The sequence below is a fragment of the Streptomyces sp. NPDC002588 genome (assembly GCF_040295925.1).
Lineage (GTDB): Bacteria > Actinomycetota > Actinomycetes > Streptomycetales > Streptomycetaceae > Streptomyces.
The window spans coordinates 53,497-77,210 of record NZ_JBEOWF010000055.1; the positions used below are offsets into that span (position 1 = coordinate 53,497).

The following is a 23,714-nucleotide window of genomic DNA, read 5'->3' on the forward strand; positions in this document are numbered from 1 at the left end:
TCACGTCGGGTCGAGCCCGTGGCTGCGCAGCCACGGCAGCGGGTCTATCGGCGAGCCGCCGGCCGGCCGGACCTCGAAGTGCAGATGCGGGCCGGTGGAGTTGCCGGAGTTCCCGGAGTACGCCACCGGCTCGCCGGCCTTCACCGTCGTGCCGGAGGCGACGCGGTAGCTGGAGAGGTGGCAGTACCAGGTCTCCGTGCCGTCCTTCGCCGTCAATATCAGCATGTTGCCGTAGGCGCTGTTCCACTGTGTCCGTACGGTGCCGTCGGTCGCCGCCATCACCGTCGTGCCGTACGACACGGGGAAGTCGATGCCGGTGTGCTGGGACATCCAGTTGACGCCGGCCTGGCCGAAGTAGGCGCTCAGTCCGCGCTGGGCGACCGGGAGGGCGTACTTGGGGCGCAGCCGTTCCTTGCGGGCCGCCTCCGCCGCCGCCTTCTTCTGCTCGGCCTCCTGCTGTGCCTTGAGGTCGATGCGCTCCTGCGTCCGGCTGGCCCGGTCGGCGAAGTCGTCGGCCTCGGCGCTGAGGGTGTCGAGCTGGGAGTCCAGCTTGTTGTTGGCGGCTGACGGTTTCACCGCCTGCGCGTCCGAGGCGGATGCCGTCGTGTCCTTGTCGCTGTCGCCGCCGGTCAGGGTGCCGACGGAAGCTGCGGCGATCCCGGCGACGCCCATCACGCACGCGGAGGGCACGGCCACGGTCAGCAGCGCGGAGCGCCTGGCGGGCGTACGGCGGCGGGAACGGTTCGCGGCCCGGGCGGCGGCGCGGGTGGGGGCCGGGGGGACCTCCTCCTGGCCGTCCAGCAGGGGCAGGTCCACGGCCGCGAGCTCACCGGTGGCGGCCGGCTCGCCGCCGTCGCCCGGCTGTTCGTCGGGTCCGACGGTCTCGAAGGCTGCGGCGGCCTGCTGGTCGAAGGGGATCTCGGCCGACTGCCCGTACTCGTCGGACGCGGAGCCGGTCTCGCCGCCGTCGGAGTTCCACTGGGTGGCGTCGTAGGCGCCGGTGTCGAAGGCCTGCGTGCCCCATTCCCAGTGCTGGGTCCGGTCGGCCGGCCCGCCGGACTGGTCGGGCTGCAGCCAGGCGTTCGCGTCCCAGTGGCCGCTGGTGTCGGGCGCGCCGGGCTGGGACGGGACGGCCGACAGGTACTGCTGTTGGTCGGTCGGCCAGCCGGTCGTGTCGTAGGCACCCGAGTCGTAGACGGCGTGGTGCTGGGCCGCGTACGGGTCGTGGTTCAGGGTGTGGTGGCCGCCCGTGTCGTGGAACTGGTGACCGCCGGTGTCCAGCGTGGTCGCGTGGGCGCCGGTGCTCCACTGCGTGTCGTCGTACGCGCCGGTGGTCGTGTGCGTGCCGGTGCCGTCGCCGGGGAGGCTGCCGAAGAGGGGGTCGGCCGCGAAGTCGCCGCTGCCGTGGACGACGGTGTCGTAGGCGGGGTACGAGGTGTAGCCGTCGTAGTGGGCTTCCTGGGTGCCGTACGACGCGTAGGGCGCGGAGTCGGCGTCGGAAGCCGGAGCCGGGGTCATGGTCCCCGACGGGTGACGGTCGTTCACCAACTTCTCTCTCGCCTCGACTACAGGGGCTGCCAGAGCAGTGCGGCGACTGTACCCGGCGGTATGCGGGCGCGACAATCTTCCGCAGGTTTCGCGCTCGAAGGAAACGGGCATTCGGCCGTGTTTCGGGGGACGGCGGGCGCGGGTTTGGCCCTACGTTCGAAATGCGTTCGATTTTCGGGATTCGGGTCAGGCGACCGTGAGTCCGCCCGGGTGCGCGGCGGCCGCGGTCGCCGTTTCCGGGGCGTCCAAGGTGTCCAGGGCCTGCCGTATGCCGGTCGCGACCGCCGGATGGACGGGCAGGGCGAGGTGGCCGATGCCGGTCACCCGGACGTTCTGCGCAAGCAGGTCGGGGTGGTCGATGCAGGCCGTCTCCAGCGGGACCATCAGGTGGTCGAGGTCGCTCCAGAAGCTGACGAAGCGCGTACGGCAGCCGGGCGCGGGGCGGGACAGTTCCTCGAGCACCTCCGAGCCGGGGCGCATCTGGCGCACGATCGGGTGGGCGTTGGCCAGTGGCGCCACGCGGGTGCCGGAGTGCGGGGTGCCCAGCGTGACCAGCGTGCGGACCCGGACGTCACCGCCCAGCCGCTGTACGTAGTAGCGGGCTATCAGGCCGCCGAGGCTGTGCCCGACCACGTCGACCCGGCTGCTGCCGGTGCGCGCGCAGATCTCCTCTATGTGCTTCCCGAGCAGCTCGGCCGCCGTACGGATGTCGCAGGTCAGAGGGGAGTAGTTGAGCGACTCCACGCGGTGCCTGCCGTGCTGGGCGAGGCTGCGGCGCAGCAGGACGAAGACGGAGCGGTTGTCGATGAAGCCGTGCAGCAGGACGACCGGGGGCAGGGCCTGGGTGGGCAGCTGGGCTGGGCACTCGGTGCCATTTTCGCCGATGGCGTCTTTTTCTGCCGGGGGGAGGGCCGGGAGGCGGCGCTCCTGCGTGATGCCGGAGGGGTAGAGCAGCAGGTGACCGGCGAGGATCGCGAGGTCCAGGACGGTGGCCTTCAGGAGGGCGGTGGAGAGTCCGGCCAGCCTGGCCGGCAGACCTGGCAGGCTCGGCAGGCCCGGCAGCAGACGCTGACACAGCGGAAGAAAGGGCTGCAGCACCCTGGTGACCCGCATCGCCGACCTCCTGTCGGCACGCTGGGGACGTCTTCGTCCCCCGTGTGCCCTCGTGGAAGTCGCGGCGAAGGAGATCGGCCCGGGCGGCGGAGGGGCCGTTGGCCCCGGGCGCCCGCCGCGCCTACGCCGATGCGCCGTACCGCCGCGGCGCGCGGCCTGCGGCGCGGCGGTACGGCGACCTCTTTGCGGCTCCCGTTTCTGTCCCATCATGTGATTTCCCCCTCGGTCCGGGCCATGAAACTGCCGGTTGGAGGATGTCGGCGATAACGTTCGTTCACTTTTCGGATATGTGGCACAGGGTGCCCGCTCCGGCGACGATGGACGTAGCCGCTTTCGGGAACCCGCCGCAGCAGGCCCGCTTCCGGGCGCCCGCTTCAGGGAACCCTTCCGGGGAGCCCGCTTCAGGGAGGCAGTGATGGGTGTGGCAGCCGGCCCGATCCGCGTGGTGGTGGCCAAGCCGGGACTCGACGGCCACGACCGCGGCGCCAAGGTGATCGCCCGGGCGCTGCGCGACGCCGGCGTGGAGGTCATCTACACCGGGCTCCACCAGACCCCCGAGCAGATCGTCGACACGGCGATCCAGGAGGACGCCGACGCGATCGGACTGTCCATCCTCTCCGGCGCGCACAACACGCTCTTCGCCGCGGTGATCGAACTCCTCGAGGAACGGGACGCGGCCGACATCCTGGTCTTCGGCGGCGGGATCATCCCCGAGGGGGACATCGCGACCCTGAAGGCCAAGGGGGTCGCGGAGGTCTTCACCCCGGGGGCGACCACCGCCTCGATCGTGGACTGGGTCAAGGCCAATGTCACGCAGCCGGCGGGGGCGTAGAGCCGGTCACCGGTATCTCCCCCAGCTCCTGTGTCATCACCGCCCGCAACCGCAGCGTCGTCCCCAGCCGCTGGAACGCCTCCGCCCAGTAGCCCCCGGCGCCCGGCGAGGCGTCCTCCGGTTCGTCGGGTACGGCCAGCAGGGCGTCCAGACGGGAGGCCTCCGACGGGTCGAGGCAGCGTTCGGCCAGCCCCATCACCCCGCTGAAGCTCCAGGGGTAACTGCCGGCGTCCCGCGCGATGTTGAGCGCGTCCACGACGGCCCGGCCGAGCGGCAGCGCCCAGGGCACCCCGCACACGCCGAGCAGCTGGAAGGCCTCCGACAGGCCGTGCGCCGCGATGAAACCCGCCACCCACTCGGCCCGCTCGCCCGCCGGCAGGGTGCCCAGCAGTCTGGCCCGCTCGGCGAGGGAGACCGCGCCGGGGCCGCCCGCGCCGGGCGCCGACGGCGGCCCGAGCAGCGCCCGTGACCAGGCGGGGTTCCGCTGCCGTGCGGCGGCCCGGCACCACGCCGCGTGCAGCTCGCCCAGCCAGTCGTCGGCCACCGGGAGCGCGACGATCTGCTCCGGTGTACGACCCCCCAGCCGCGCCGGCCAGGCGGTGAGCGGCGCCGCCTCCACCAACTGGCCGAGCCACCACGACCGTTCGCCCCGCCCGGACGGTGCCTTCGGGGCCACGCCGTCGCGCTCCATGGCGGCGTCGCACTCATGGGGCGCCTCCACGACGAGCGTCGGCGTGTCCCGCGTGTGGTCGACGGCCACGCAGGCCCCGGCCCGGACCGCCATCCGTGCGGCGAGCGCCGACTCCGGCAGCGAGGACAGCAACTCCGCCGCCGTCGCCCGTACGTTGCGGCTGCGATCGTCCAACGCCTGCTCCAGGAACGGTTCGTCACGTCCGCCGAGGCCGGTGCGCAGCGAGTCCAGGAACATCAGCCGGTCCTCGGCGCGCTCCGCCGGCCAGGTCGACGCGAGCAACTCGCGGGCCGCGTCGGGGACGCGGGCGCGCAGGGACGCGAGGAGCGCGACCCGTTCGGCGAACAGGCCCTCCTGCCAGAGCTTGTCGACCCGGTCGGTCTCCTCCGGGCGCGGCAGCGAGGCGTCCCCGCCCGGTGCCGCGCGCAGTGCGAACCGCCAGTCGCGGTTCAGTTCGGCCAGCCACAGACCGCGCGGCCCGGCGAACTTCAGCGCCGCCGGACGCAGGTCCGTGCGCCCGCGTGCCGCGTCGAGCAGCGCGGGCAGGGACTCGGGGGGCGCGGCGAACCCACGGGCGTTCGCCGCCGCCAGCCACTGCGGGAGCAGCTCCATGAGGTCCGGTGCGGTGCTTCTGCGACCCCCGGCGCCCGAGGAGCCGCGGTCGGCGAGCAGCAGGCCGAGTCTGCGGGCCGCGGCGGCGGGCAGCGCCGGGCGCGGATCGGCGGGGGCGGGGTGCGGGCGGGGCGCGGCCCGGCCCGGACGCACCCCGGCCCGGCGCCGTACGGTCTCGGCGGCCGCCGCGTCCAGCAGGGCGGCCGGCGCCGAACGGCCGGGGGCGACTTCCGGGGGCGTACGGCGGTCCGTGCCCAGGAGGGCCGCGGTGACCAGCTCCTCCCACGCGGTGGCGGTGGGGGCGCCGGGGGTCGGGGTGGCGTTCATACGGGTCCCCTCTGTCGTGTGTTCACAGGCGCACCGGGTCCCGCGCGTCGGCGGGCCACGCGGTGAGCGGGTTGAAGCCCCGGTGGCCGCACTCGCCGAAGACCTTGACGGGAGCGCCGCCCGAGAGGGCGACCAGACGCCACAGGCCGGGGCGGGCGGCCGCGGCCGGGGTGAGCGGCAGGGCCGTGTCCCCTCCGGCGTCGGCCAGTTGCCAGGAGTCGCCGTCCCGGGCCGGTATGACGTCGTCGAGCGTGACCGGGACGGAGTCCTGCCACGGGTCGTCGCGCAGCGCCTCGCCGTAGCGGGCGGCCGCCTCGGTGGTCGTCATGCCGGGTGGGCGGGCGGTGGTCGGTGCCGGCGGGGCGAACCGTTCGCCCAGGGCCGCCCGGTGCTGCCCGGCGCCCGGGTAGGCGGACAGCTCCGCGTCCAGGGCCAGGCCGACCGGCAGGGCGAGGTCGGGAGCACGGCCGGCGGCGCCGTAGGAGAGGACGAGCGCGGTGCGGCCCGAGGCGGTGCCGTGCAGCCAGACGCGGCGGGTCGTCAGCTTCGGGTCCGCCAGGTCGTACTGGGCGAGAACCAGCCAGTGGTCGCGCAGCGGCGGGCCGTCGGGCGAGGCGGACAGACCGACACGGGTGCGGACCGTGGCGGCCAGGGGCCCCGGGAGCCGGTCGCGGCGCAGCCAGCCCTGGCCGAGGAGGTGGAGCAGCGCGCACTCCTCCAGCAGCCGCGCCGGCCAGCCGGGCCCGGACCCGGGGATCGACCCCAACTCCCGTACTCGCGACGCCAGTCCGGGGGCCTGGGCGTCGACCATGCGGGCCGCCGTCTCCTCCCACAGCGCGTGGCCCGTCTGCTCGGCGGTGGCCAGACCGGAGCGCAGGACGTCGGCCAGGCGCTGTTCCAACTCCGTCGCCCCCGCGGTGATCCGCTCGGCGCGCCGCTCCGCTCTCCTGCGGGCCGCCTCCGAAGCCGCGGAACCCGCCGCTCCCGCGTCCGGAACCGCGGGGTCCGCCGCTCCCGCCTCCCCTGTCCCGCGCGCCCGCCCGCGACGCCCCGCGAGCCACTCCTCGGCCCAGTCCGGCGCCCGCCCCGCCGGCACGGCCGACTGGCCGCCCGACCAGAGCAGCAGCAGCCCGAGCACGTGCTTGCACGGGGACTTGCGGCTCGGGCAACTGCAGTCGCACGCCGGGCCGGAGGCGGGTGAGCCGCCCGCTCCGGACGGCTCCGCGGTGTCCACGACCGCCCGGTACGGCACGCCGCCACTGCCCCCGCACACCCCCCACACGGCCCCCTCCCGAGAACTGCCCGCCCCGGACCACGGGCCGGGCACGCCGAGTTTGCTCGCCGCTTTGCGCGACGCGGCGTCAGGTGCCAGTGCCAGCACCTGGTCCGCGGTCCAGCGCGCCCCCTGCTGAGTCATGTCGTCGAAGGTAGATCCACCCACTGACAATCGGTCACGCGAGCCTTCGGCGAGCGTCCCGCTCCGGGACGTTTCCGCAGGTCGGATCGCATTGTCAGTGGCGTGGTGCACGGTGGACACCAGATCCGAACCGGCCGAGCCGGAGGGGGACCTCAGCCATGTCCGTGTCCGTAGACCCGACGTTCCCGAAACCCTGTCAGCAACCCCCGGCGCAGGCGTTGCGGCCGCACGCCGAGCACGCCTTCGCCGCCGAACTCACCGCGCTCGCCCAGCAGGACGACCGCCCGCGCCCGGCCCGCTGGAAGCTGTCGCCGTGGGCGGTCGCCACCTACCTCCTCGGCGGCACCCTGCCGGACGGCACGGTGATCACGCCGAAGTACGTGGGCCCGCGGCGGATCGTCGAGGTCGCCGTCTCCACGCTCGCCACTGACCGCGCCCTGCTCCTGCTCGGCGTGCCCGGCACCGCCAAGACCTGGGTGTCCGAGCATCTGGCCGCGGCGGTCAGCGGCGACTCGACCCTGCTGGTGCAGGGCACGGCGGGCACTCCGGAGGAGGCGATCCGCTACGGCTGGAACTACGCGCAGCTGCTGGCGCACGGCCCGAGCCGGGACGCCCTGGTGCCGTCCCCGGTGATGCGGGCCATGGCGGAAGGGGCGACGGTCCGCGTCGAGGAATTGACTCGCGTTCCGGCCGACGTACAGGACACACTCATCACCATCCTGTCGGAGAAGACGCTGCCGATACCTGAACTGGGGCAGGAGGTTCAGGCGGTTCGCGGCTTCAACCTGATCGCCACTGCCAACGATCGGGACCGCGGGGTCAATGAACTGTCCAGCGCCCTGCGCCGCCGCTTCAACACGGTGGTGCTGCCGCTGCCGGCGAGTGTCGACGCCGAGGTCGACATCGTGGCGCGGCGTGTCGACCAGATCGGCCGCTCCCTCGAGCTGCCGGCCGTCCCCGACGGGGTCGACGAGATCCGCCGCGTGGTGACCGTCTTCCGCGAGCTGCGCGACGGCATCACCGCCGACGGCCGAACCAGGCTGAAGTCTCCGAGCGGCACGTTGTCCACGGCCGAAGCCATCTCCGTCGTCACCGGCGGCCTCGCGCTGGCCGCGCACTTCGGCGACGGCGCGCTGCGGCCGGGGGACGTCGCCGCCGGAATCCTCGGGGCGGTCGTCCGTGATCCGGCCGCGGACCGGGTCGTCTGGCAGGAGTACCTGGAGACGGTGGTCCGCGAGCGGGACGGCTGGACCGACTTCTATCGAGCATGCAGGGAGGTGAGCACGTGAACGGGAACGGAAACGGCAACGGGGACGACTCGACATGGCCCCGCCGGTGAGCACGGATGACGGTCCGGCCTGACGGCCGGAACCGGCGCGGCCACGTCCGAAGGTGAGGACCGGGGACGGGGACCGCAGGAGACACCACGACGGGGGAGCGATGACGGGGGGCGTGATGAGAGGGGGCGAGATGGAAGGTCACGGGATGACCGGGGGAGCGGCGGCGGGGGGCCGGCCGGGGGGTCGGGAAGGCGATGACCCGAAGTGGCCCCTGCTGCTCGGGGTGCGGCATCACGGTCCGGGGTCGGCGCGGGCGGTCCGGGCGGCCCTGGAGGCCGCCCGGCCCCTGACCGTGCTGGTCGAAGGGCCGCCCGAGGCCGACGCGTTGATCCCGCTGGCCGCCGACGAGCGGATGCGGCCGCCGGTGGCCCTGCTGGCGCACGCCGTCGACGAGCCGGGCCGCTCGGCGTTCTGGCCGCTGGCCGAGTTCTCCCCCGAGTGGGTCGCGCTGCGCTGGGCCCTCGAGCGCGGCGTGCCCGCCCGCTTCATCGACCTGCCGGCCACCCACACGCTGGCCTGGCGGAGCGGCGACGCGGAAGAGGGGGAGACGCCCGGCGACGGGCTGCGGGTCGACCCCCTGGGCACGCTCGCCGAGGCCGCCGGGTACGACGACGCCGAGCGCTGGTGGGAGGACGTCGTCGAGCACCGGGGCACGGGGGAGGGGGATCCGCTCGCGCCGTTCGCCGCGGTCGAGGAGGCCATGGCGGCGGTGCGGGAGGGCCGGAGCGGCGAGGGGGGTGATCAGGGTCCCGCGCGGGAGGGGCACGACCGCGCGGGCAGTGACCGGGATCTCGTGCGGGAGGCGTACATGCGCCTCCAGGTGCGGTCGGCGCAGCGGGAGTTCGGGGACCGCGGGGTGGCCGTGGTGTGCGGGGCCTGGCATGTGCCCGCGCTGCGGCGCAAAGCCGCGGTCTCCGCCGACCGGGCGCTGCTGAAGGGGCTGGCCAAGGTCAGGGCCGACCTGACCTGGGTGCCGTGGACGCACCGCAGGCTGGCGCGGGACGGGGGATACGGGGCGGGGATCGACTCGCCCGGCTGGTACGCGCATCTGTTCGGCGCGCCGGACCGGCCGGTCGAGCGGTGGCTGACCAAGGTGGCCGGCCTGCTGCGCGAGGAGGACCGGATCGTGTCTCCCGCGCATGTCATCGAGGCGGTCCGGCTCGCCGGGACGCTCGCCGCGCTGCGCGGCAGGCCGCTGCCGGGCCTCGGCGAGACGACCGACGCGGTGCGGGCGGTGCTGTGCGAGGGGTCGGACGTACCGCTCGCGCTGGTGCGTGACCGGCTGGTGGTCGGGGACGTGCTGGGGGAGGTGCCGCCCGGAGCCCCGGCGGTGCCGCTGCAGCGCGACCTCGACCGGTCGCAGCGCCGGCTGCGGCTGAAACCGGAGGCGGCGGAGCGGGAGTTGGAGCTCGACCTGCGCGGGGAGAACGACGCCGGGCGCAGCAGGCTGCTGCACCGGCTGCGGCTGCTGGGCGTGGAGTGGGGGGAGCCGACCGCCTCGCGGAGCAGTACGGGCACCTTCCGGGAGACCTGGCGGCTGCGCTGGGAACCGGAGCTGTCGGTGCGGGTGGCCGAGGCGGGGGTGTGGGGGACGACGGTGCTCGCGGCGGCCACCGCGAAGGCGGAGGCGGACGCGATCGCCGCGCGGGGTCTCGCCGAGGTGACCGCGCTCGCCGAGCGCTGCCTCCTGGCAGGTCTGCCCGAGGCGCTGCCCACGGTGATGCGGATCCTCATCGACCGGGCGGCCCTCGACACGGACGTCGGCCACCTGGCCCAGGCGCTGCCCGCCCTGGTCCGTTCCCTGCGGTACGGCGATGTGCGCGGCACCGACACCGGCGCGCTGGCGGGTGTGGCCGCGGGCCTCGCGGAGCGCATCTTCGTCGGTCTTCCGCCGGCCTGCACCGCCCTGGACGCGGACGCGGCCGACGAGATGCGGCGCCACGTGGACGCGGTGCACGGCGCGGTGGGGCTGCTGGAGGAGACGGTGGCCCTGCGGGACGCCGGCCGGGCCGGGGCCGACCGGGACGCCGGGGGCGGCGGGGGTGGCGACCTGCGGGCGCGCTGGCGGGGTGTGCTGCGGGGGATGGCCGAGCGGGACCGGGTGGCGGGGGTCGTACGAGGGCGGGTGGTGCGGCTGCTGCTGGACGACGGGGAGGTGGCACAGGACGAGGCGGCCCGGCTCATGGGGCTCGCGCTGTCGCCGGGGACGCCGCCGGGGGCAGCGGCCGCGTGGATCGAGGGCTTCGTCGGCGGAGGCTCAGGGGGCGGGCTGCTGCTGGTGCACGACGAGCGGCTCCTGGGGCTGGTGGACGGATGGCTCACAGGGGTGCCTGCGGAGGCGTTCACGGATGTGCTGCCGCTGCTGCGGCGGACGTTCTCGGCCTATGAGCCGGGCGTGCGCAGGACGCTCGGCGAGCTGGTCCGGCGGGGGCCGGGGGAACGGGGGAGAGCGGCGGGGGCGGCCGGAGCGGGGGCGGGGGTGCCCGGTTTCGCGGGCGACCTCGACGCCGGCCGGGCGGACGCCGCGCTGCCGGTGGTGCGGCTCTTGCTGGGGCTGGACGAGACCTCCGCCGAGACGGACGGTGTGCCCTCCGCTTCCGCGGGCGGTGAACACTCCGCGGAAGCGGGGGACAACGACCTTGTGGGGGTGGGGGAATGACGGTGGACCAGGAGCGGCCGGCCGAGCAGGAGCGGTTGCGGCGGTGGCGGCTCGTGCTCGGGGGCGACGCGGCGGACGGCACCGGGCACGCGCTGTCCGGGCGGGACGCCGCGATGGACGGGGCGCTCACCGCGCTCTACGGGAAGGGGGACGCACCGGCGACGGGACGGGGGCGTTCGGCGGGGCTCGGGGCGTCGGCGCCGTCCGTGGCGCGATGGCTCGGCGACATCCGGACGTATTTCCCCACCTCCGTCGTCCAGGTGATGCAGCGGGACGCCATCGACCGGCTCGGGCTGTCCGCGCTGCTCCTCGAGCCGGAGATGCTGCAGGCGGTGGAGCCCGATGTGCACCTCGTCGGCACCCTGCTCTCGCTCAGCAAGGCGATGCCCGAGACGGTGAAGGAGACGGCGCGGGCCGTCGTACGCAAGGTCGTCGAGGACCTGGAGAAGCGGCTCGCCGCCCGCACCCGGGCCGTTCTCGCCGGCGCCCTGGACCGCAGCGCCCGTGTCCAGCGGCCGCGCCACCACGACATCGACTGGAACCGTACGATCGCCGCCAATCTCCGGCACTACCTGCCCGAGCACGGCACGGTCGTGCCGGAGCGGCTCGTCGGGTACGGGCGGGCGGCGCGGTCCGTGAAGAAGGAGGTCGTGCTCTGCGTCGACCAGTCGGGGTCGATGGCGGCGTCGGTGGTGTACGCGTCGGTGTTCGGGGCGGTGCTGGCGTCGATGCGGTCGATCAGCACCCGGCTCGTCGTCTTCGACACGGCGGTCGCCGACCTCACCGACCAGTTGGACGACCCCGTCGACGTCCTGTTCGGCACCCGGCTGGGCGGCGGCACGGACATCAACAGGGCACTGGCGTACTGCCGGCAGCAGATCACCCGGCCCGCGGAGACGGTCGTCGTGCTCATCAGCGACCTCTACGAGGGCGGCATACGCGAGGAGATGCTGAAGCAGGTCGCGGCGATGAAGGCGTCGGGGGTGGAGTTCGTCGCGCTGCTCGCCCTCTCGGACGAGGGGGCACCGGCCTACGACCACGACCACGCGGCCGCGCTCGCGGCACTCGGCGCGCCGGCGTTCGCCTGCACACCCGAGCTGTTTCCGGAGGTGATGGCGGCGGCGATCGAGAAACGTCCAATTCCCGTGCCCGAAGCCGGGTGAAGCGCGCGGACCGTGTGAACCGTGTGAAGGGAAGGGGGGGTTGCGCCGACTCGGGAACGGCGTGCAAAGATCGGAGGGACGATTCGCCGCACGGGAGGATCCTCCGTACTTGACCTCGCCCGCCGTTCTCCCCGGTGCCGCTCTGCGCGTCCTGCGCGTGGCGGCCGGGCGGCGCGCAGTACAACTGGCGTTGCTGGTGGGCGGGTTGATCGTGCTCGGGTTTCTCTGCGGGGGCCGGGCGCAGGCGGCGGAGGGGGCGCCCGCGGGGCTGCCGAAGCCGGCCGCGGTGACCCTCCCGGTTCTGACGCCGTCTTCGCATGCCACGCCGACCGCCGGTCCCGTGATCGACGAGACGGTCGTGCGGCCGGTCCATGACGTCGTGGCGGCGGTCACCGAGAGCGTGAAGCAGGTTCCGGTTGTCTCGGATCTGACCGACCTGACCGACCTGACCGACCTGACCGACCTGACGGACCTCCCAGCCCTGCCAGACCTCTCCGATCTGCCTTCGCTTCCGGCACAGACACTTCCGGCACAGACACTTCCGGTGCCCGTCGTCCAGGTGCCGCAAGCGGCTTCCCCGGCCGCCTCGCACAGCTCGACGCCTCCGAAGAAGACCCACGCCTCGACGGCGTCGGCGGCGGCTTCGACCGCTCCGCCCACCGTGTCGTACGGCCCCGTGGCCGAGGCGACCTCGGGCGGTGAGTCTCGTGGCGGCGGTTCAGGTGACCTGCCGTCCTCGCACCACGTCGTCCAGGCCCGTGGTGGCCACGCCCCCGGGCAGCCCCTGCCCGGCGGTGGCCCGAGTGGGGTGCTGGTCGGTGCGTCCGTCCTCGACGGCGGCGCGGCGCGGCACGGCGAGGCGCACGCGGTCACGCCGTGCCTCCGGGTGCCGGTTCGGCTGGTGCCCGGCGGTGTCGTGCGGTCCTGCGCGGCCGTGACCCGGGACAGGCACCGGGACGTTCCGGTCTTCCCCGGCTAGGACACAACCGCCCGGAGCCTGTCGCTCCGGTGCCCGGAATGTCCTCAAGCCTCCCGAAGTCCCGGAACCCAAGGATCTGACGCACATATGAGCACGAACACTCACCCTTCCCTGGCTGTGCCCTCCCTCGCTGTGCCCTCCCTCGTCATGAGCGCCGTCGACACGAACGCGGCGAAGGCGAGGGGCGCTGTCGCCGCCCGCGCCATCCAGGGCGCCAGGGCCGCTCGGGCCGTCCGGGCCCGGCAGGCGGCGAAGGCGGGCGAGTCCGGTGTCGGCACCGGGGTCCCGTACGGCTTCTGACGTATCCCGCCGCGCAGGCGTCCCCCGTGACCCTGCCGGCGGCCCATCGACTCCGTGAGGTGGTCGAGCCCGGGCGGTCGAATGCCGTCGGCCTGTCCGGGCGAGGTCTCGCGGGTGAGGCCGGGGATCCCCGTTGGGGTGGGGATTGTTCGGCCGATGCCCCTGAAGGGGCAGCTCAAGGGGCCTCACCGGGCCAACCCCAGCCCGGTGAGGCCCTTCGCCGCGTCCACCCCCGGGCCTCACATCCGGCACGCCGTGCCAGTGAGCGCGGCATCATGTGACAGGTATCACCGCTCAGGTGTGACCCTCGATTTAGGGGCCCTCCGCAAGCAGCGATAACCTGCGAGACGGACATGCCGCGCGCTCGGACACCGTGTGCGCCTCCCTTGTGACCGGCGGACGTCACGTTGCCCTTCGCGGCACGCCCACGCATCCAACGAACCGCGAGATCACTGATAGGGACGGAAGCGCGTGGACCTGTTCGAGTACCAGGCGAGGGACCTCTTCGCCAAGCACGATGTACCGGTGCTGGCCGGTGAAGTCATCGACACGCCTGAGGCGGCCCGCGCAGCCACCGAGCGCCTCGGTGGCAAGTCTGTCGTCAAGGCTCAGGTGAAGGTCGGTGGCCGTGGCAAGGCCGGTGGCGTGAAGCTCGCCGCCACCCCGGACGAGGCCGTCGCCCGCGCGACGGACATCCTCGGCATGGACATCAAGGGCCACACGGTCCACAAGGTGATGATCGCCGAGACGGCTCCGGAGATCCTGGAGGAGTACTACGTCTCCTTCCTCCTCGACCGTGCCAACCGCACCTTCCTCTCCATCGCGTCCGTCGAGGGCGGCATGGAGATCGAGGAGGTGGCGGAGACCCGCCCCGAGGCCGTCGCCAAGACGCCGATCGACGCCAACGAGGGTGTGACCCCCGAGAAGGCCCGTGAGATCGTCGAGGCCGCGAACTTCCCGGCCGAGGTCGCCGACAAGGTCGCGAACGTCCTGGTCACCCTGTGGAAGACCTTCATCGAAGAGGACGCGCTCCTCGTCGAGGTGAACCCGCTGGCCAAGGTCGCCTCCGGTGACGTCATCGCCCTGGACGGCAAGGTCTCCCTGGACGAGAACGCCGAGTTCCGTCAGCCGGGGCACGAGGCCCTCCAGGACAAGGACGCGGCCAACCCGCTCGAGGCCGCGGCCAAGGAGAAGAACCTCAACTACGTCAAGCTCGACGGCGAGGTCGGCATCATCGGCAACGGCGCGGGTCTCGTCATGAGCACCCTGGACGTCGTCGCGTACGCCGGTGAGGCGCACGGCGGCGTGAAGCCCGCCAACTTCCTCGACATCGGTGGCGGCGCCTCCGCGCAGGTCATGGCGAACGGCCTGGAGATCATCCTGGGCGACCCGGACGTCAAGTCCGTCTTCGTCAACGTCTTCGGCGGCATCACCGCGTGCGACGAGGTCGCCAACGGCATCGTCCAGGCGCTGGAGCTCCTCAAGTCCAAGGGCGAGGAAGTCACCAAGCCGCTGGTCGTCCGCCTGGACGGCAACAACGCCGAGCTGGGTCGCAAGATCCTCTCCGACGCCAACCACCCGCTGGTGCAGCGCGTGGACACCATGGACGGCGCGGCCGACAAGGCCGCCGAGCTCGCGGCTGCGAAGTAAGGGACGAGGGACTAAACAGCCATGGCTATCTTCCTCAACAAGGACTCCAAGGTCATCGTCCAGGGCATGACCGGTGCCACGGGCATGAAGCACACCAAGCTCATGCTGGCCGACGGCACGAACATCGTCGGTGGTGTGAACCCCCGCAAGGCCGGCACGTCCGTCGACATCGACGGCAACGAGATCCCGGTCTTCGGCACGGTCGCCGAGGCGATCGAGAAGACGGGCGCGAACGTGTCCGTGCTCTTCGTGCCGCCGGCCTTCGCCAAGGCCGCGGTCGTCGAGGCGATCGACGCGGAGATCCCCCTCGCGGTCGTCATCACCGAGGGCATCGCCGTCCACGACTCGGCCGCGTTCTACGCGTACGCCGTGTCCAAGGGCGACAAGACCCGGATCATCGGCCCGAACTGCCCCGGTCTCATCACCCCGGGCCAGTCGAACGCCGGCATCATCCCGGGTGACATCACCAAGCCGGGCCGGATCGGTCTGGTCTCGAAGTCCGGCACGCTGACGTACCAGATGATGTACGAGCTGCGGGACATCGGCTTCTCCTCCGCCGTCGGCATCGGTGGCGACCCCGTCATCGGCACCACGCACATCGACGCGCTCGCCGCGTTCGAGGCCGACCCCGACACCGACCTGATCGTGATGATCGGTGAGATCGGTGGCGACGCCGAGGAGCGGGCGGCCGCCTTCATCAAGGAGAACGTGAAGAAGCCGGTCGTCGGGTACGTGGCCGGGTTCACCGCGCCCGAGGGCAAGACCATGGGTCACGCGGGCGCCATCGTGTCCGGCTCGTCGGGTACGGCCGCGGCGAAGAAGGAAGCGCTCGAGGCCGCGGGCGTCAAGGTCGGCAAGACGCCGACGGAGACGGCGAAGCTGGCGCGCGAGATCCTCGCCGGCTGACCGGCCTTCCGGCTGACCGTCGACGGGCCCGTCCCCCACCGGGGGACGGGCCCGTCGACGTTTCCGGCGGTCAGGCGCTAATGGGTCTGCGGGAGCAGGCGCTCCGGGCCGTTCGCCGGCTCCGATCTCAGTTTCTTCCGCAGGGTGACCTCCTTGTCCGAGAGGGTGCCCGGGGCCGCTCGCGGGGGGATTCCGCGGACTGTCTCTCCCGCGGGGACCGGGGGGTCGTAGCGGGTGGGGGCGGTGCGGAGGGTCAGGGCCGTCGCGCCGATCAGCGCCACCGTGAACGCGATCACCGCCCGGGTCCAGAAGCGGGCGCGGCGTTCGCTGCCGTCCCGCACGGCCGGCGGGCGGGCCGCGCGCAGGCGCTCCGCGGCGGCCACCTCGGCGAGACGGCGGGCCAGGATCGCGGGGTCGGCCAGTTCGGGCAGGACGGCGGCGACCGCCTCGCGGGCGTGCAGGAGCCGGCGCGCGGTCGCCGGTGTGCTCGCCTCCGTCTCCGCCGCCGTCTCCGGAAGGCCCAGGCCGACGCCGTCGTAGAGGAGGACGGTGCGGCGGTACGACGGCGGGAGGGTGAGGAACACGGCGAGCAGGGTGCGGTCGGCGGCGCTCGCGGGCGGTGGTTCGGGGTGCCGGAAGCGGGGGCGCAGCCGGTGCCAGGGGGAGAGCGCGTACTCGTGCGCGACCGCCCGTACCCAGCCGGTCGGGTCCCGGTCGACGGCCACCTCGGGCCAGCGCTGCCAGGCGCGCTGGAACGCCTGCTCGACCGACTCGCGGGCGAGTTCGCGGCGGCCGCACAGCAGGTAGGTCTGCCGTACGAGGGCGGGGGCACAGAACGCGTAGAGGGCGTCGAAGGCCTGAGTGGGCGTCGTCCGTCTCATCGGCCACAGTTCCGTACGAAAAACAACATAAATGCATATTGGGCGACACAGCGATGGTTATCCCGTTACGCCGGGAAAGCGCGTGTCGTTGGGACCATGGCGGTCGTGACCCAGATGAGCGCTCGCCGACCGTCGTTCTCGTCGACCCTGTCCGCCCTGCTCCGCGATCGTTCGGCCGGGCTCGGCGCCGGCCTGCTGGGGGGCGCGCTGGCCGCCGGGCTGGGGCTCGGCACGTTCGCCGTGCTCGCCATGGTGCTGTGGATCAGCTCGCCCTATCCCGACAGCGGGCCCGGCGGGGCGCTGCATGCCGCCGCCGCGGTGTGGCTGCTGGCCCACGGGGCGGAACTGGTGCGCACCGACACGCTGTCCGGGGTGCCGGCGCCGGTGGGTGTGACGCCGTTGCTGCTGCTCCTGGTGCCGGTGTGGCTGGTGCACCGGGCGGCGCGGGACGCGGTGGACGGAGGCGGTGCGGAAGACCACGAGCTGGTCGGCCCGGGTACCGCCTGGACGGGGGTGGTGGCCGGATATCTCACCGTGGGCGCGGGGGCTGCGCTCTACGCGGACGGCGGGGCGCTGCGGCCGTCATGGGTGTGGACGGGGGTGTGCGTGCCGGGGGTCGCCGTGGTGGCGGCGGGGTGCGGTGTGTGGATGGCGTACGGCCGTCCGCACGAGCCCTTCGAACGAATGCTGCCGGGGTGGCTGCGGAGGACGGTGTCCGGGGGCGCGGGACGGGAGCGGGAATGGGCCGGGGCGGGCGCACGGGCGGCGGGAGCCGGGACCGCGGCGCTGGTCGGCGGCGGGGCGCTGCTCGTCGCGGCCTCCTCGGTGTGGCACGCGGGGGCGGCGCGGGCGGCCTTCCTGCAGCTGACGGAGGGATGGTCGGGCAGGTTCGCGGTGCTGGTGCTGTGTGTGACGCTCGTGCCGAACGCGGCGGTGTGGGGGGCTGCGTACGCGCTCGGGCCCGGTTACGCGCTGGGTGCGGGGCACGCGGTGACGCCCTTGACGTCCGATCCGGCGGCGCTGCTGCCGCCGTTCCCGCTGCTCGCGGCGGTGCCGGAGGCGGGGGCCGGGTCGGCGTGGAACTGGGCGGCCGGGGCCGTGCCGGTGGTCGCCGGGGTGGTGGTGGGGGTGTTCGTGGGAAGCGTGGGCGCCGGGTCCGGGGGCGGGGTTGTCGAGCCGCCCGTGGAGGCGTGGTCGCGATGGCGGACCGCGGGGGCTGTGGGGGTGGCCGGGGCGGGCTGCGGGGTGCTGTTCGGTCTGCTCGCGGGGCTGGCGGGCGGACCGTTGGGCGTGGGGGCGATGGCCCGGTTCGGGCCGGTGTGGTGGCAGGCCGGGGGCGCGGTGGTGGTGTGGGTGGTGGCGGTGGGGGTGCCGGTGGCGCTGTGGGCGCGCAGGCGGCGCGGGAGGAACGGCGGCGTGCGGCGGGAGTTCTCCTGGAAGGGGCGGGTGGCGGCTGTCGTGCCTGTACAGGGGGCGGGCGAGGGCGAGGGGGCCGCGAGCGACGAGCCGTACGACTACGCGGCGGAAGAGGAACTCGAGGCCGGGGCGGCGGAGGAGGCCGGGCCTCAGTGGCATGGGGAGGTGGCCCGGGAGGCCCGGTGGGCCGCGCTGCGGGAGGTGGGGGACGAGCCGGAGGCGGGAGGGGAGGCGGCGGCGCAGTGAGCCGGCCACCCCTCGCTTCAGCGGCCGGTCCTCACGTGTTCGCGCCCAGGATGGTCCTCAGTTCCTTCGGCAGGAGGGAGTCGCACGACTGCTTCGCCTCGGTGGTCAGGGCGTCCTTCGCGCAGGTGTAGTAGTCGCGGTAGACCAGCTGCGCGGTGAACGTGACGGCGACCAGGGCCAGGGCCAGGGACGCCGTGACGAGGCCGCTGATCGCCGCGGTCGTCTGGGGGCGGCCGGGGGGCTCGACGGGCGCCGGGGCGTCGGGGTCGGGGGTGCGGGGTTTGGCGCGCAGGGCGCTGATGCCCCAGTTCAGAGCCAGCGCACCGAGCAGCAGGGCGACGTAGGGCCAGCCGAACAGGGCGAAGAAGAAGGCCCACATGCCGCACAGGAGCGCGTACCGGGCCCGGCGCTGGGCGGGGTCGGTCGGATCCCAGCGCGGGCCCTGGCCCTGCCCCTGGCCCTGTCCCTGACCGGGGCCCTCGGGGCTGCTGCCGGGGCGCTCGCCGAAGCCGCCGCCGGAAGAACGCCCGGGCTGCTGGTCGCTCCACTGGTTGCCCCAGGGGGAACGGCCGCCCTCGGGCGCGTCCCCGCCGGCCGGCCGCCGCGGCTGCCAGGGCCGGTCCGGAGTCCCCTCGGGCGGCGGGGCGAAGGGGTTGTCGTCCTGCTCCGGCCCACTGCCGCCGCCCGCCTCTCCGGCGGACCCCTCCGGAGGCGCGTCCGCCGGCGACCTCGGGGGTTCGTGCCGCAGCAGCAGAGTGCCGCGCTCGTCTCCCGGCACGGGGTGTGGGGGGAGCGTGTGGAGTCGCTGGCTGCGGTCCGGCATCAAGTGAGCGTCTTCCCCTAGATGGAACGGCTGTCTGGCGCGAGCTGTCACTCAGGGAACGCACCGCACGACGACCGCGTTCCCGATCGTTCCCGATCCCGCTCCTCGCAGACGCTACCTTCCGGCCACGCCCCCGTCCCGTGGGGGCCGCCTCGTGTGCCGGTATCGTTGCTGACGGTCGGCTGCTTCGTAGGCTTCCCCGTATCCGGGGGCGCGATGCATTCGTACGAACGTACAAGAACCACGCTCTCCGAGAGCCCCCCAGAAAGGGCCCCCACCGTGGCTGCCAAGCCCGTGGCCAAGCGCCTCGTCGTGCTGGTCTCCGGATCCGGTACGAACCTCCAGGCGCTCCTCGACGAGATCACCGCCACCGGCGCCGAGGAGTACGGCGCCGAGATCGTGGCGGTCGGAGCCGACCGCGACGGGATCGAGGGGCTCGCACGCGCCGAGCGGGCCGGGATTCCCACCTTCGTGCGGAAGGTCAAGGAGTACGGCACCCGCGACGAGTGGGACGCGGCTCTCTCCGAGGCCGTCGCCGCCCACGAGCCGGACCTCGTCGTCTCCGCCGGGTTCATGAAGATCGTGGGCAAGGAGTTCCTGGCCCGGTTCGGGGGGCGGTTCGTGAACACCCACCCCGCCCTGCTGCCCAGTTTCCCCGGGGCCCACGGGGTGCGGGACGCGCTCGCGTACGGCGCCCGGGTCACCGGCTGCACCGTCCACTTCGTCGACGACGGCGTCGACACCGGACCGATCATCGCCCAGGGCGTGGTCGAGGTCCGGGACGAGGACGACGAGAGCGCTCTGCACGAGCGCATCAAGGAAGTCGAGCGAAGGCTGCTCGTCGAGGTCGTGGGGCGGCTCGCCCGCAACGGCTATCGCATTGAGGGACGAAAGGTAGTTATCCAGTGACCGCCACCGCCGAGAGCAACAAGCGCCCGATCCGCCGGGCGCTCGTCAGCGTCTACGACAAGACCGGGCTGGAGGAGCTCGCGCGCGGGCTCCACGAAAGCGGTGTCGAGCTGGTCTCCACCGGGTCCACCGCCTCCCGCATCGCCGCCGCCGGCGTTCCCGTGACCAAGGTCGAGGAGCTCACCGGGTTCCCCGAGTGCCTGGACGGCCGGGTCAAGACCCTGCACCCCAAGGTGCACGCCGGCATCCTCGCCGACCTGCGGCTTCCCGACCACCGGCGGCAGCTGGAAGAGCTCGGGGTCGAGCCGTTCGACCTCGTCGTCGTCAACCTCTACCCCTTCCGGGAGACCGTCGCGTCGGGCGCCTCCGAGGACGAGTGCGTCGAGCAGATCGACATCGGCGGGCCGTCCATGGTGCGCGCCGCCGCCAAGAACCACCCGTCCGTCGCCGTGGTCACCAGCCCGGCGCGGTACGGCGACGTCCTCGCCGCGGTCAAGGGCGGCGGCTTCGACCTCGCCGCCCGCAAGCGGCTCGCCGCCGAGGCCTTCCAGCACACGGCCGCCTACGACGTGGCGGTCGCGAGCTGGTTCGCCTCCTCCTACGCGCCCGTCGACGAGTCGCGGTTCCCCGACTTCCTCGGCGCCACCTGGGAGCGCGAGAACACCCTGCGCTACGGCGAGAACCCGCACCAGCCGGCCGCCCTCTACGTCGACGGCAGCGGCGCCGGCCTCGCGCGGGCCGAGCAGCTGCACGGCAAGGAGATGTCGTACAACAACTACACGGACACGGACGCCGCCCGCCGTGCCGCGTACGACCACGCCGAGCCGGCCGTCGCGATCATCAAGCACGCCAACCCCTGCGGGATCGCCGTCGGCGCGGACGTCGCGGAGGCGCACCGCAAGGCGCACGCCTGTGACCCGCTGTCGGCGTTCGGCGGGGTCATCGCCGTCAACCGGCCGGTCAGCAAGGAGATGGCCGAGCAGGTCGCGGAGATCTTCACCGAGGTCATCGTCGCCCCCGACTACGAGGAGGGCGCCCTCGAGGCGCTGGCAAGGAAGAAGAACATCCGGGTGCTGAAGGCGCCGGGCGCGCCCGCGAACCCCGTCGAGGTCAAGCCCGTCGACGGCGGTGTGCTGCTCCAGGTCACCGACCGGCTCCAGGCCGACGGCGACGACCCGGCGAACTGGACGCTGGCGACCGGCGAGGCGCTGAGCCCCGGGGAGCTGAGCGAACTCGCCTTCGCCTGGAGGGCCTGCCGGGCCGTCAAGTCCAACGCCATCCTGCTCGCCAAGGACGGCGCCTCCGTCGGCGTCGGCATGGGACAGGTCAACCGGGTCGACTCGGCGAAGCTCGCGGTCGAGCGGGCGGGTGAGGAGCGGGCCCGCGGGTCGTACGCCGCGTCCGACGCGTTCTTCCCCTTCCCCGACGGGCTGGAGATCCTCACCGCGGCCGGCGTGAAGGCCGTGGTGCAGCCCGGTGGTTCGGTCCGCGACGAGCTGGTCGTCGAGGCCGCGAAGAAGGCGGGCGTGACGATGTACTTCACGGGGACGCGGCACTTCTTCCACTGAGCCGCGGCGGACATACGACGGGGCGGGCGGCCCGGCGGCACTGTGCCGGGCCGCCCACCCCGTCGTACGCCCTAGTAGCGAGGGCGGTTGAACCAGGGGCCGCCGCTGATCATCGCGGCGAGGATGATGCCGCCGAAGGCGAGCGAGATGATGCCGCCGAAGACGCCGGAGCCCGTCGACGCGGCTCCTCTGACGATGTTGAGCAGGCTTCCCACGATCATCAGCGACGCGTACACCATCGTCGTGATGCGGATGCCGCCTCCGCCGCTCCTGAACTTCACGCCGAGGAAGACCGACAGGCTGCCGAGCGCCAGCATCAGCACGGCGACCAGGAGGACGACGCCGGTCACCATCCTGGTGCCGTCGGTGTCCAGGGAGTCGGACGAACTCCCCGCGACGCCTGCGAGGATGCCGAAGACCACGCCGGCCAGGAACTGCAGGCCCGCGAGGATGAACAGCAGCACCCGGGCGGTCTTCACCAGTCCGGGCATCTCCTGGGGCATGCCGTAGCCGTACCCCTGGGGGACCGGCGGGGCCTGCGGGTAGCCGTAACCGGGCTGGCCCTGGGGTGCGGTGGGGTAGCCGTAACCCTGCTGCTGGGGGTAGCCCGGGTAGCCGGGCTGCTGCTGACCGGGCTGCGGCTGCTGGGGCGGGCCGTAGGGGTTGTTCGGGTCGCCGAAACTCATGGCGTGGTTCCTCCGTCAGGTCGAGTGCGGGGGACGACGGGCGGCCTGCTGCGGAGGAAGGGTCACAGATGCGGCGCGTCCCCCCGGTACTGCCCGCGACACTGTGGGGCCAATCGTTCTGCAATGGCCGGTTTCCTGTCCAGCGGCATTCAGCGGCATTCCGTTTCCGAACCCTCCGTTTTCCCTTTCGGACGGCTCCGGATTGGAACCCTGGGCCGGTCATCCGGGAGGATGGAGGCATGACCGCCCAGATTCTCGATGGCAAGGCCACCGCAGCCGAGATCAAAGCCGATCTGACCGCCCGAGTGGCGGCGCTGAAGGAGAAGGGCGTCACGCCCGGCCTCGGCACGATCCTCGTCGGGGAAGACCCCGGAAGCCAGAAGTACGTCGCCGGCAAGCACCGCGACTGCGCCGAGGTCGGTATCGCCTCCATCCAGCGCGAACTGCCCGCCACGGCCACCCAGGAGGAGATCGAGGCGGCCGTCCGCGAGCTGAACGACGACCCCGCCTGCACCGGCTACATCGTCCAACTGCCGCTGCCCAGGGGCATCGACGAGAACCGCATCCTGGAGCTGATGGACCCCGCCAAGGACGCCGACGGCCTGCACCCGATGAACCTGGGCCGGCTCGTCCTGAACGAGCCCGCCCCGCTGCCCTGCACCCCCAACGGCGTCCTCACCCTCCTCCGCCGCCACGGCGTCGAGATCAAGGGCGCCGAGGTCGTGGTCGTCGGCCGCGGCGTCACCATCGGCCGCCCGATGCCGCTGCTGCTGACCCGCCGCAGCGAGAACGCGACCGTGACCCAGTGCCACACCGGCACCCGCGACCTCTCGGCGCACCTGAAGCGCGCGGACATCATCGTGGCGGCCGCGGGCTCCGCCCATCTGGTCCGTGCCGAGGACGTCAAGCCGGGCGCCGCCGTTCTCGACGTCGGTGTCTCCCGCAACGCCGAGGGGAAGATCGTGGGCGACGTCCACCCGGACGTCCGCGAGGTGGCCGGCTGGATCTCCCCGAACCCCGGCGGGGTCGGCCCGATGACCCGTGCCCAGCTGCTCGTCAACGTGGTCGAGGCGGCGGAACGCAGTGCAGGCTGAGAACACCTCCGGCGAGACCGAGGACATCGAGGTACGGGACCCCGTCAGCGCACCGGATCCCGACGGAGTGCCGCGCCGCCACACCCGCCGCTTCCCGCTGTTCACCCGGGACACCGCGCGCCCCGAGGGCGCCGGCCGGGCCGCGAACGCCGACGCGCTGGCCGCCCGGCAGTGGCCGATCATCGCCGTGTCCGGCCTGGTCGCGCTCGGTCTGCTGATCACCGCGCTCGACCAGTTCAGGGTCGGCACGATCGTGATCGGCGTCGCGCTGCTGACCGGTGCGGTGCTCCGCTGGCTCCTGCCCGGCGTCGGCATGCTCGCGGTGCGTTCACGCTTCACCGACATCGTCACCTACATCCTGCTGGGCACCGCGATCGTCCTGCTGGCGATGATGGCCCAGCCCGACCCGTGGCTGCAGATCCCGTTCCTCAAGGACACCCTGCACTTCACCGTGAGCAGTTAGGGCCCTTCTGATGGATCTCCGCGGCGTCGCGACGCCCGGCACGCACTCTCGCCGCACCGGACAAAAGCCCTAGTAGCTCCGCTACGAGGGC

20 protein-coding genes are annotated in these 23,714 nt (G+C 73.3%); 13 read left to right on the forward strand and 7 right to left on the reverse strand.

Features of this window, described 5'->3' with window-relative positions; translation table 11 throughout:
* Complete coding sequence (locus ABT057_RS42070; protein WP_352349334.1) at nt 1-1,545, reverse strand: M23 family metallopeptidase; 1,545 nt, start codon at nt 1,543-1,545, stop codon at nt 1-3.
* 189 nt (nt 1,546-1,734) lie between these two features.
* Nucleotides 1,735-2,661 carry a lipase family alpha/beta hydrolase gene (locus tag ABT057_RS42075; protein ID WP_352349336.1) on the reverse strand — a complete coding sequence of 309 codons (927 nt, stop codon included), beginning with the start codon at nt 2,659-2,661 and terminating at the stop codon, nt 1,735-1,737.
* 415 nt (nt 2,662-3,076) lie between these two features.
* Between ABT057_RS42075 and icmB the strand changes: the two genes are divergently transcribed.
* On the forward strand, nt 3,077-3,493 hold the full coding sequence (gene icmB, locus ABT057_RS42080) for a coenzyme B12-dependent isobutyryl CoA mutase small subunit (protein WP_352349338.1): 417 nt from the start codon (nt 3,077-3,079) through the stop codon (nt 3,491-3,493).
* Here the strand turns inward: icmB and ABT057_RS42085 are convergent.
* The gene (locus ABT057_RS42085; protein ID WP_352349340.1) at nt 3,471-5,123 is read right to left on the reverse strand and encodes a DUF5691 domain-containing protein; all 1,653 of its coding nucleotides are present in this window, start codon (nt 5,121-5,123) and stop codon (nt 3,471-3,473) included. The genes icmB and ABT057_RS42085 overlap by 23 nt on opposite strands.
* Nucleotides 5,124-5,145: 22 nt before the next feature.
* The gene (locus ABT057_RS42090) at nt 5,146-6,540 is read right to left on the reverse strand and encodes an SWIM zinc finger family protein (RefSeq protein ID WP_352349342.1); all 1,395 of its coding nucleotides are present in this window, start codon (nt 6,538-6,540) and stop codon (nt 5,146-5,148) included.
* Between the two features lie 158 nt (nt 6,541-6,698).
* Here ABT057_RS42090 and ABT057_RS42095 point away from each other — a divergent pair, with 158 nt between their 5' ends.
* From ABT057_RS42095 to sucD, 7 genes are all read left to right on the forward strand, one after another.
* A complete protein-coding gene (locus tag ABT057_RS42095; RefSeq protein WP_352349343.1) occupies nt 6,699-7,829 on the forward strand; it encodes an ATP-binding protein in 1,131 nt (376 codons plus the stop codon).
* Between the two features lie 166 nt (nt 7,830-7,995).
* A complete protein-coding gene (locus ABT057_RS42100) occupies nt 7,996-10,539 on the forward strand; it encodes a DUF5682 family protein (RefSeq protein ID WP_502974054.1) in 2,544 nt (847 codons plus the stop codon).
* Nucleotides 10,536-11,702: a VWA domain-containing protein gene (locus ABT057_RS42105; protein ID WP_352349347.1), complete on the forward strand. Its 1,167-nt coding sequence runs from the start codon at nt 10,536-10,538 to the stop codon at nt 11,700-11,702. Before ABT057_RS42100 ends, ABT057_RS42105 begins: the two co-directional genes overlap by 4 nt.
* Nucleotides 11,703-11,811: 109 nt before the next feature.
* Nucleotides 11,812-12,681, forward strand: coding sequence for a hypothetical protein (locus ABT057_RS42110; RefSeq protein ID WP_352349349.1), 870 nt, complete (start codon nt 11,812-11,814; stop codon nt 12,679-12,681).
* A gap of 87 nt (nt 12,682-12,768) precedes the next feature.
* Nucleotides 12,769-12,981, forward strand: a complete 213-nt coding sequence (locus ABT057_RS42115; protein ID WP_352349351.1) for a hypothetical protein — start codon at nt 12,769-12,771, stop codon at nt 12,979-12,981.
* Between the two features lie 471 nt (nt 12,982-13,452).
* Nucleotides 13,453-14,631 (forward strand): ADP-forming succinate--CoA ligase subunit beta, encoded by a 1,179-nt coding sequence (sucC, locus tag ABT057_RS42120; RefSeq protein WP_352349353.1) that lies wholly within the window; start codon nt 13,453-13,455, stop codon nt 14,629-14,631.
* 21 nt (nt 14,632-14,652) lie between these two features.
* The gene (gene sucD, locus ABT057_RS42125; protein WP_352349355.1) at nt 14,653-15,537 is read left to right on the forward strand and encodes a succinate--CoA ligase subunit alpha; all 885 of its coding nucleotides are present in this window, start codon (nt 14,653-14,655) and stop codon (nt 15,535-15,537) included.
* Between the two features lie 77 nt (nt 15,538-15,614).
* Here sucD and ABT057_RS42130 read toward each other — a convergent pair whose 3' ends face one another.
* Nucleotides 15,615-16,418, reverse strand: coding sequence for an RNA polymerase sigma factor (locus ABT057_RS42130; RefSeq protein WP_352349357.1), 804 nt, complete (start codon nt 16,416-16,418; stop codon nt 15,615-15,617).
* Nucleotides 16,419-16,514: 96 nt separating this feature from the next.
* Between ABT057_RS42130 and ABT057_RS42135 the strand changes: the two genes are divergently transcribed.
* The gene (locus tag ABT057_RS42135) at nt 16,515-18,080 is read left to right on the forward strand and encodes a cell division protein PerM (RefSeq protein ID WP_352349359.1); all 1,566 of its coding nucleotides are present in this window, start codon (nt 16,515-16,517) and stop codon (nt 18,078-18,080) included.
* Between the two features lie 31 nt (nt 18,081-18,111).
* On the opposite strand, the gene ABT057_RS42140 is transcribed toward ABT057_RS42135, so the two are convergent.
* Complete coding sequence (locus ABT057_RS42140; RefSeq protein WP_352349361.1) at nt 18,112-18,903, reverse strand: hypothetical protein; 792 nt, start codon at nt 18,901-18,903, stop codon at nt 18,112-18,114.
* A 279-nt stretch (nt 18,904-19,182) separates the two neighbouring features.
* Here ABT057_RS42140 and purN point away from each other — a divergent pair, with 279 nt between their 5' ends.
* Nucleotides 19,183-19,812, forward strand: a complete 630-nt coding sequence (gene purN, locus ABT057_RS42145) for a phosphoribosylglycinamide formyltransferase (protein ID WP_352349363.1) — start codon at nt 19,183-19,185, stop codon at nt 19,810-19,812.
* The gene (gene purH, locus ABT057_RS42150; RefSeq protein ID WP_352349365.1) at nt 19,809-21,380 is read left to right on the forward strand and encodes a bifunctional phosphoribosylaminoimidazolecarboxamide formyltransferase/IMP cyclohydrolase; all 1,572 of its coding nucleotides are present in this window, start codon (nt 19,809-19,811) and stop codon (nt 21,378-21,380) included. The genes purN and purH overlap by 4 nt, the downstream gene beginning before the upstream one ends.
* Before the next feature lie 71 nt (nt 21,381-21,451).
* Here purH and ABT057_RS42155 read toward each other — a convergent pair whose 3' ends face one another.
* On the reverse strand, nt 21,452-22,066 hold the full coding sequence (locus tag ABT057_RS42155; RefSeq protein WP_352349367.1) for a hypothetical protein: 615 nt from the start codon (nt 22,064-22,066) through the stop codon (nt 21,452-21,454).
* 239 nt (nt 22,067-22,305) lie between these two features.
* On the opposite strand from ABT057_RS42155, the gene ABT057_RS42160 reads away from it, so the two are divergent.
* The gene (locus tag ABT057_RS42160; protein ID WP_352349369.1) at nt 22,306-23,160 is read left to right on the forward strand and encodes a bifunctional methylenetetrahydrofolate dehydrogenase/methenyltetrahydrofolate cyclohydrolase; all 855 of its coding nucleotides are present in this window, start codon (nt 22,306-22,308) and stop codon (nt 23,158-23,160) included.
* The gene (locus ABT057_RS42165; RefSeq protein ID WP_352349371.1) at nt 23,150-23,623 is read left to right on the forward strand and encodes a DUF3017 domain-containing protein; all 474 of its coding nucleotides are present in this window, start codon (nt 23,150-23,152) and stop codon (nt 23,621-23,623) included. Before ABT057_RS42160 ends, ABT057_RS42165 begins: the two co-directional genes overlap by 11 nt.
* Nucleotides 23,624-23,714 lie beyond the last annotated feature (91 nt).

Bases quoted from the DNA above. Each gene is read 5' to 3' on its own strand.
- ABT057_RS42075 (WP_352349336.1), bottom strand. From the start codon at position 2,661: ATGCGGGTCACCAGGGTGCTGCAGCCCTTTCTTCCGCTGTGTCAGCGT.
- icmB (WP_352349338.1), top strand. From the start codon at position 3,077: ATGGGTGTGGCAGCCGGCCCGATCCGCGTGGTGGTGGCCAAGCCGGGA.
- ABT057_RS42085 (WP_352349340.1), bottom strand. From the start codon at position 5,123: ATGAACGCCACCCCGACCCCCGGCGCCCCCACCGCCACCGCGTGGGAG.
- ABT057_RS42090 (WP_352349342.1), bottom strand. From the start codon at position 6,540: ATGACTCAGCAGGGGGCGCGCTGGACCGCGGACCAGGTGCTGGCACTG.
- ABT057_RS42095 (WP_352349343.1), top strand. From the start codon at position 6,699: ATGTCCGTGTCCGTAGACCCGACGTTCCCGAAACCCTGTCAGCAACCC.
- ABT057_RS42100 (WP_502974054.1), top strand. From the start codon at position 7,996: ATGAGAGGGGGCGAGATGGAAGGTCACGGGATGACCGGGGGAGCGGCG.
- ABT057_RS42105 (WP_352349347.1), top strand. From the start codon at position 10,536: ATGACGGTGGACCAGGAGCGGCCGGCCGAGCAGGAGCGGTTGCGGCGG.
- ABT057_RS42115 (WP_352349351.1), top strand. From the start codon at position 12,769: ATGAGCACGAACACTCACCCTTCCCTGGCTGTGCCCTCCCTCGCTGTG.
- sucD (WP_352349355.1), top strand. From the start codon at position 14,653: ATGGCTATCTTCCTCAACAAGGACTCCAAGGTCATCGTCCAGGGCATG.
- ABT057_RS42130 (WP_352349357.1), bottom strand. From the start codon at position 16,418: ATGAGACGGACGACGCCCACTCAGGCCTTCGACGCCCTCTACGCGTTC.
- ABT057_RS42135 (WP_352349359.1), top strand. From the start codon at position 16,515: ATGGCGGTCGTGACCCAGATGAGCGCTCGCCGACCGTCGTTCTCGTCG.
- ABT057_RS42140 (WP_352349361.1), bottom strand. From the start codon at position 18,903: ATGCCGGACCGCAGCCAGCGACTCCACACGCTCCCCCCACACCCCGTG.
- ABT057_RS42155 (WP_352349367.1), bottom strand. From the start codon at position 22,066: ATGAGTTTCGGCGACCCGAACAACCCCTACGGCCCGCCCCAGCAGCCG.
- ABT057_RS42160 (WP_352349369.1), top strand. From the start codon at position 22,306: ATGACCGCCCAGATTCTCGATGGCAAGGCCACCGCAGCCGAGATCAAA.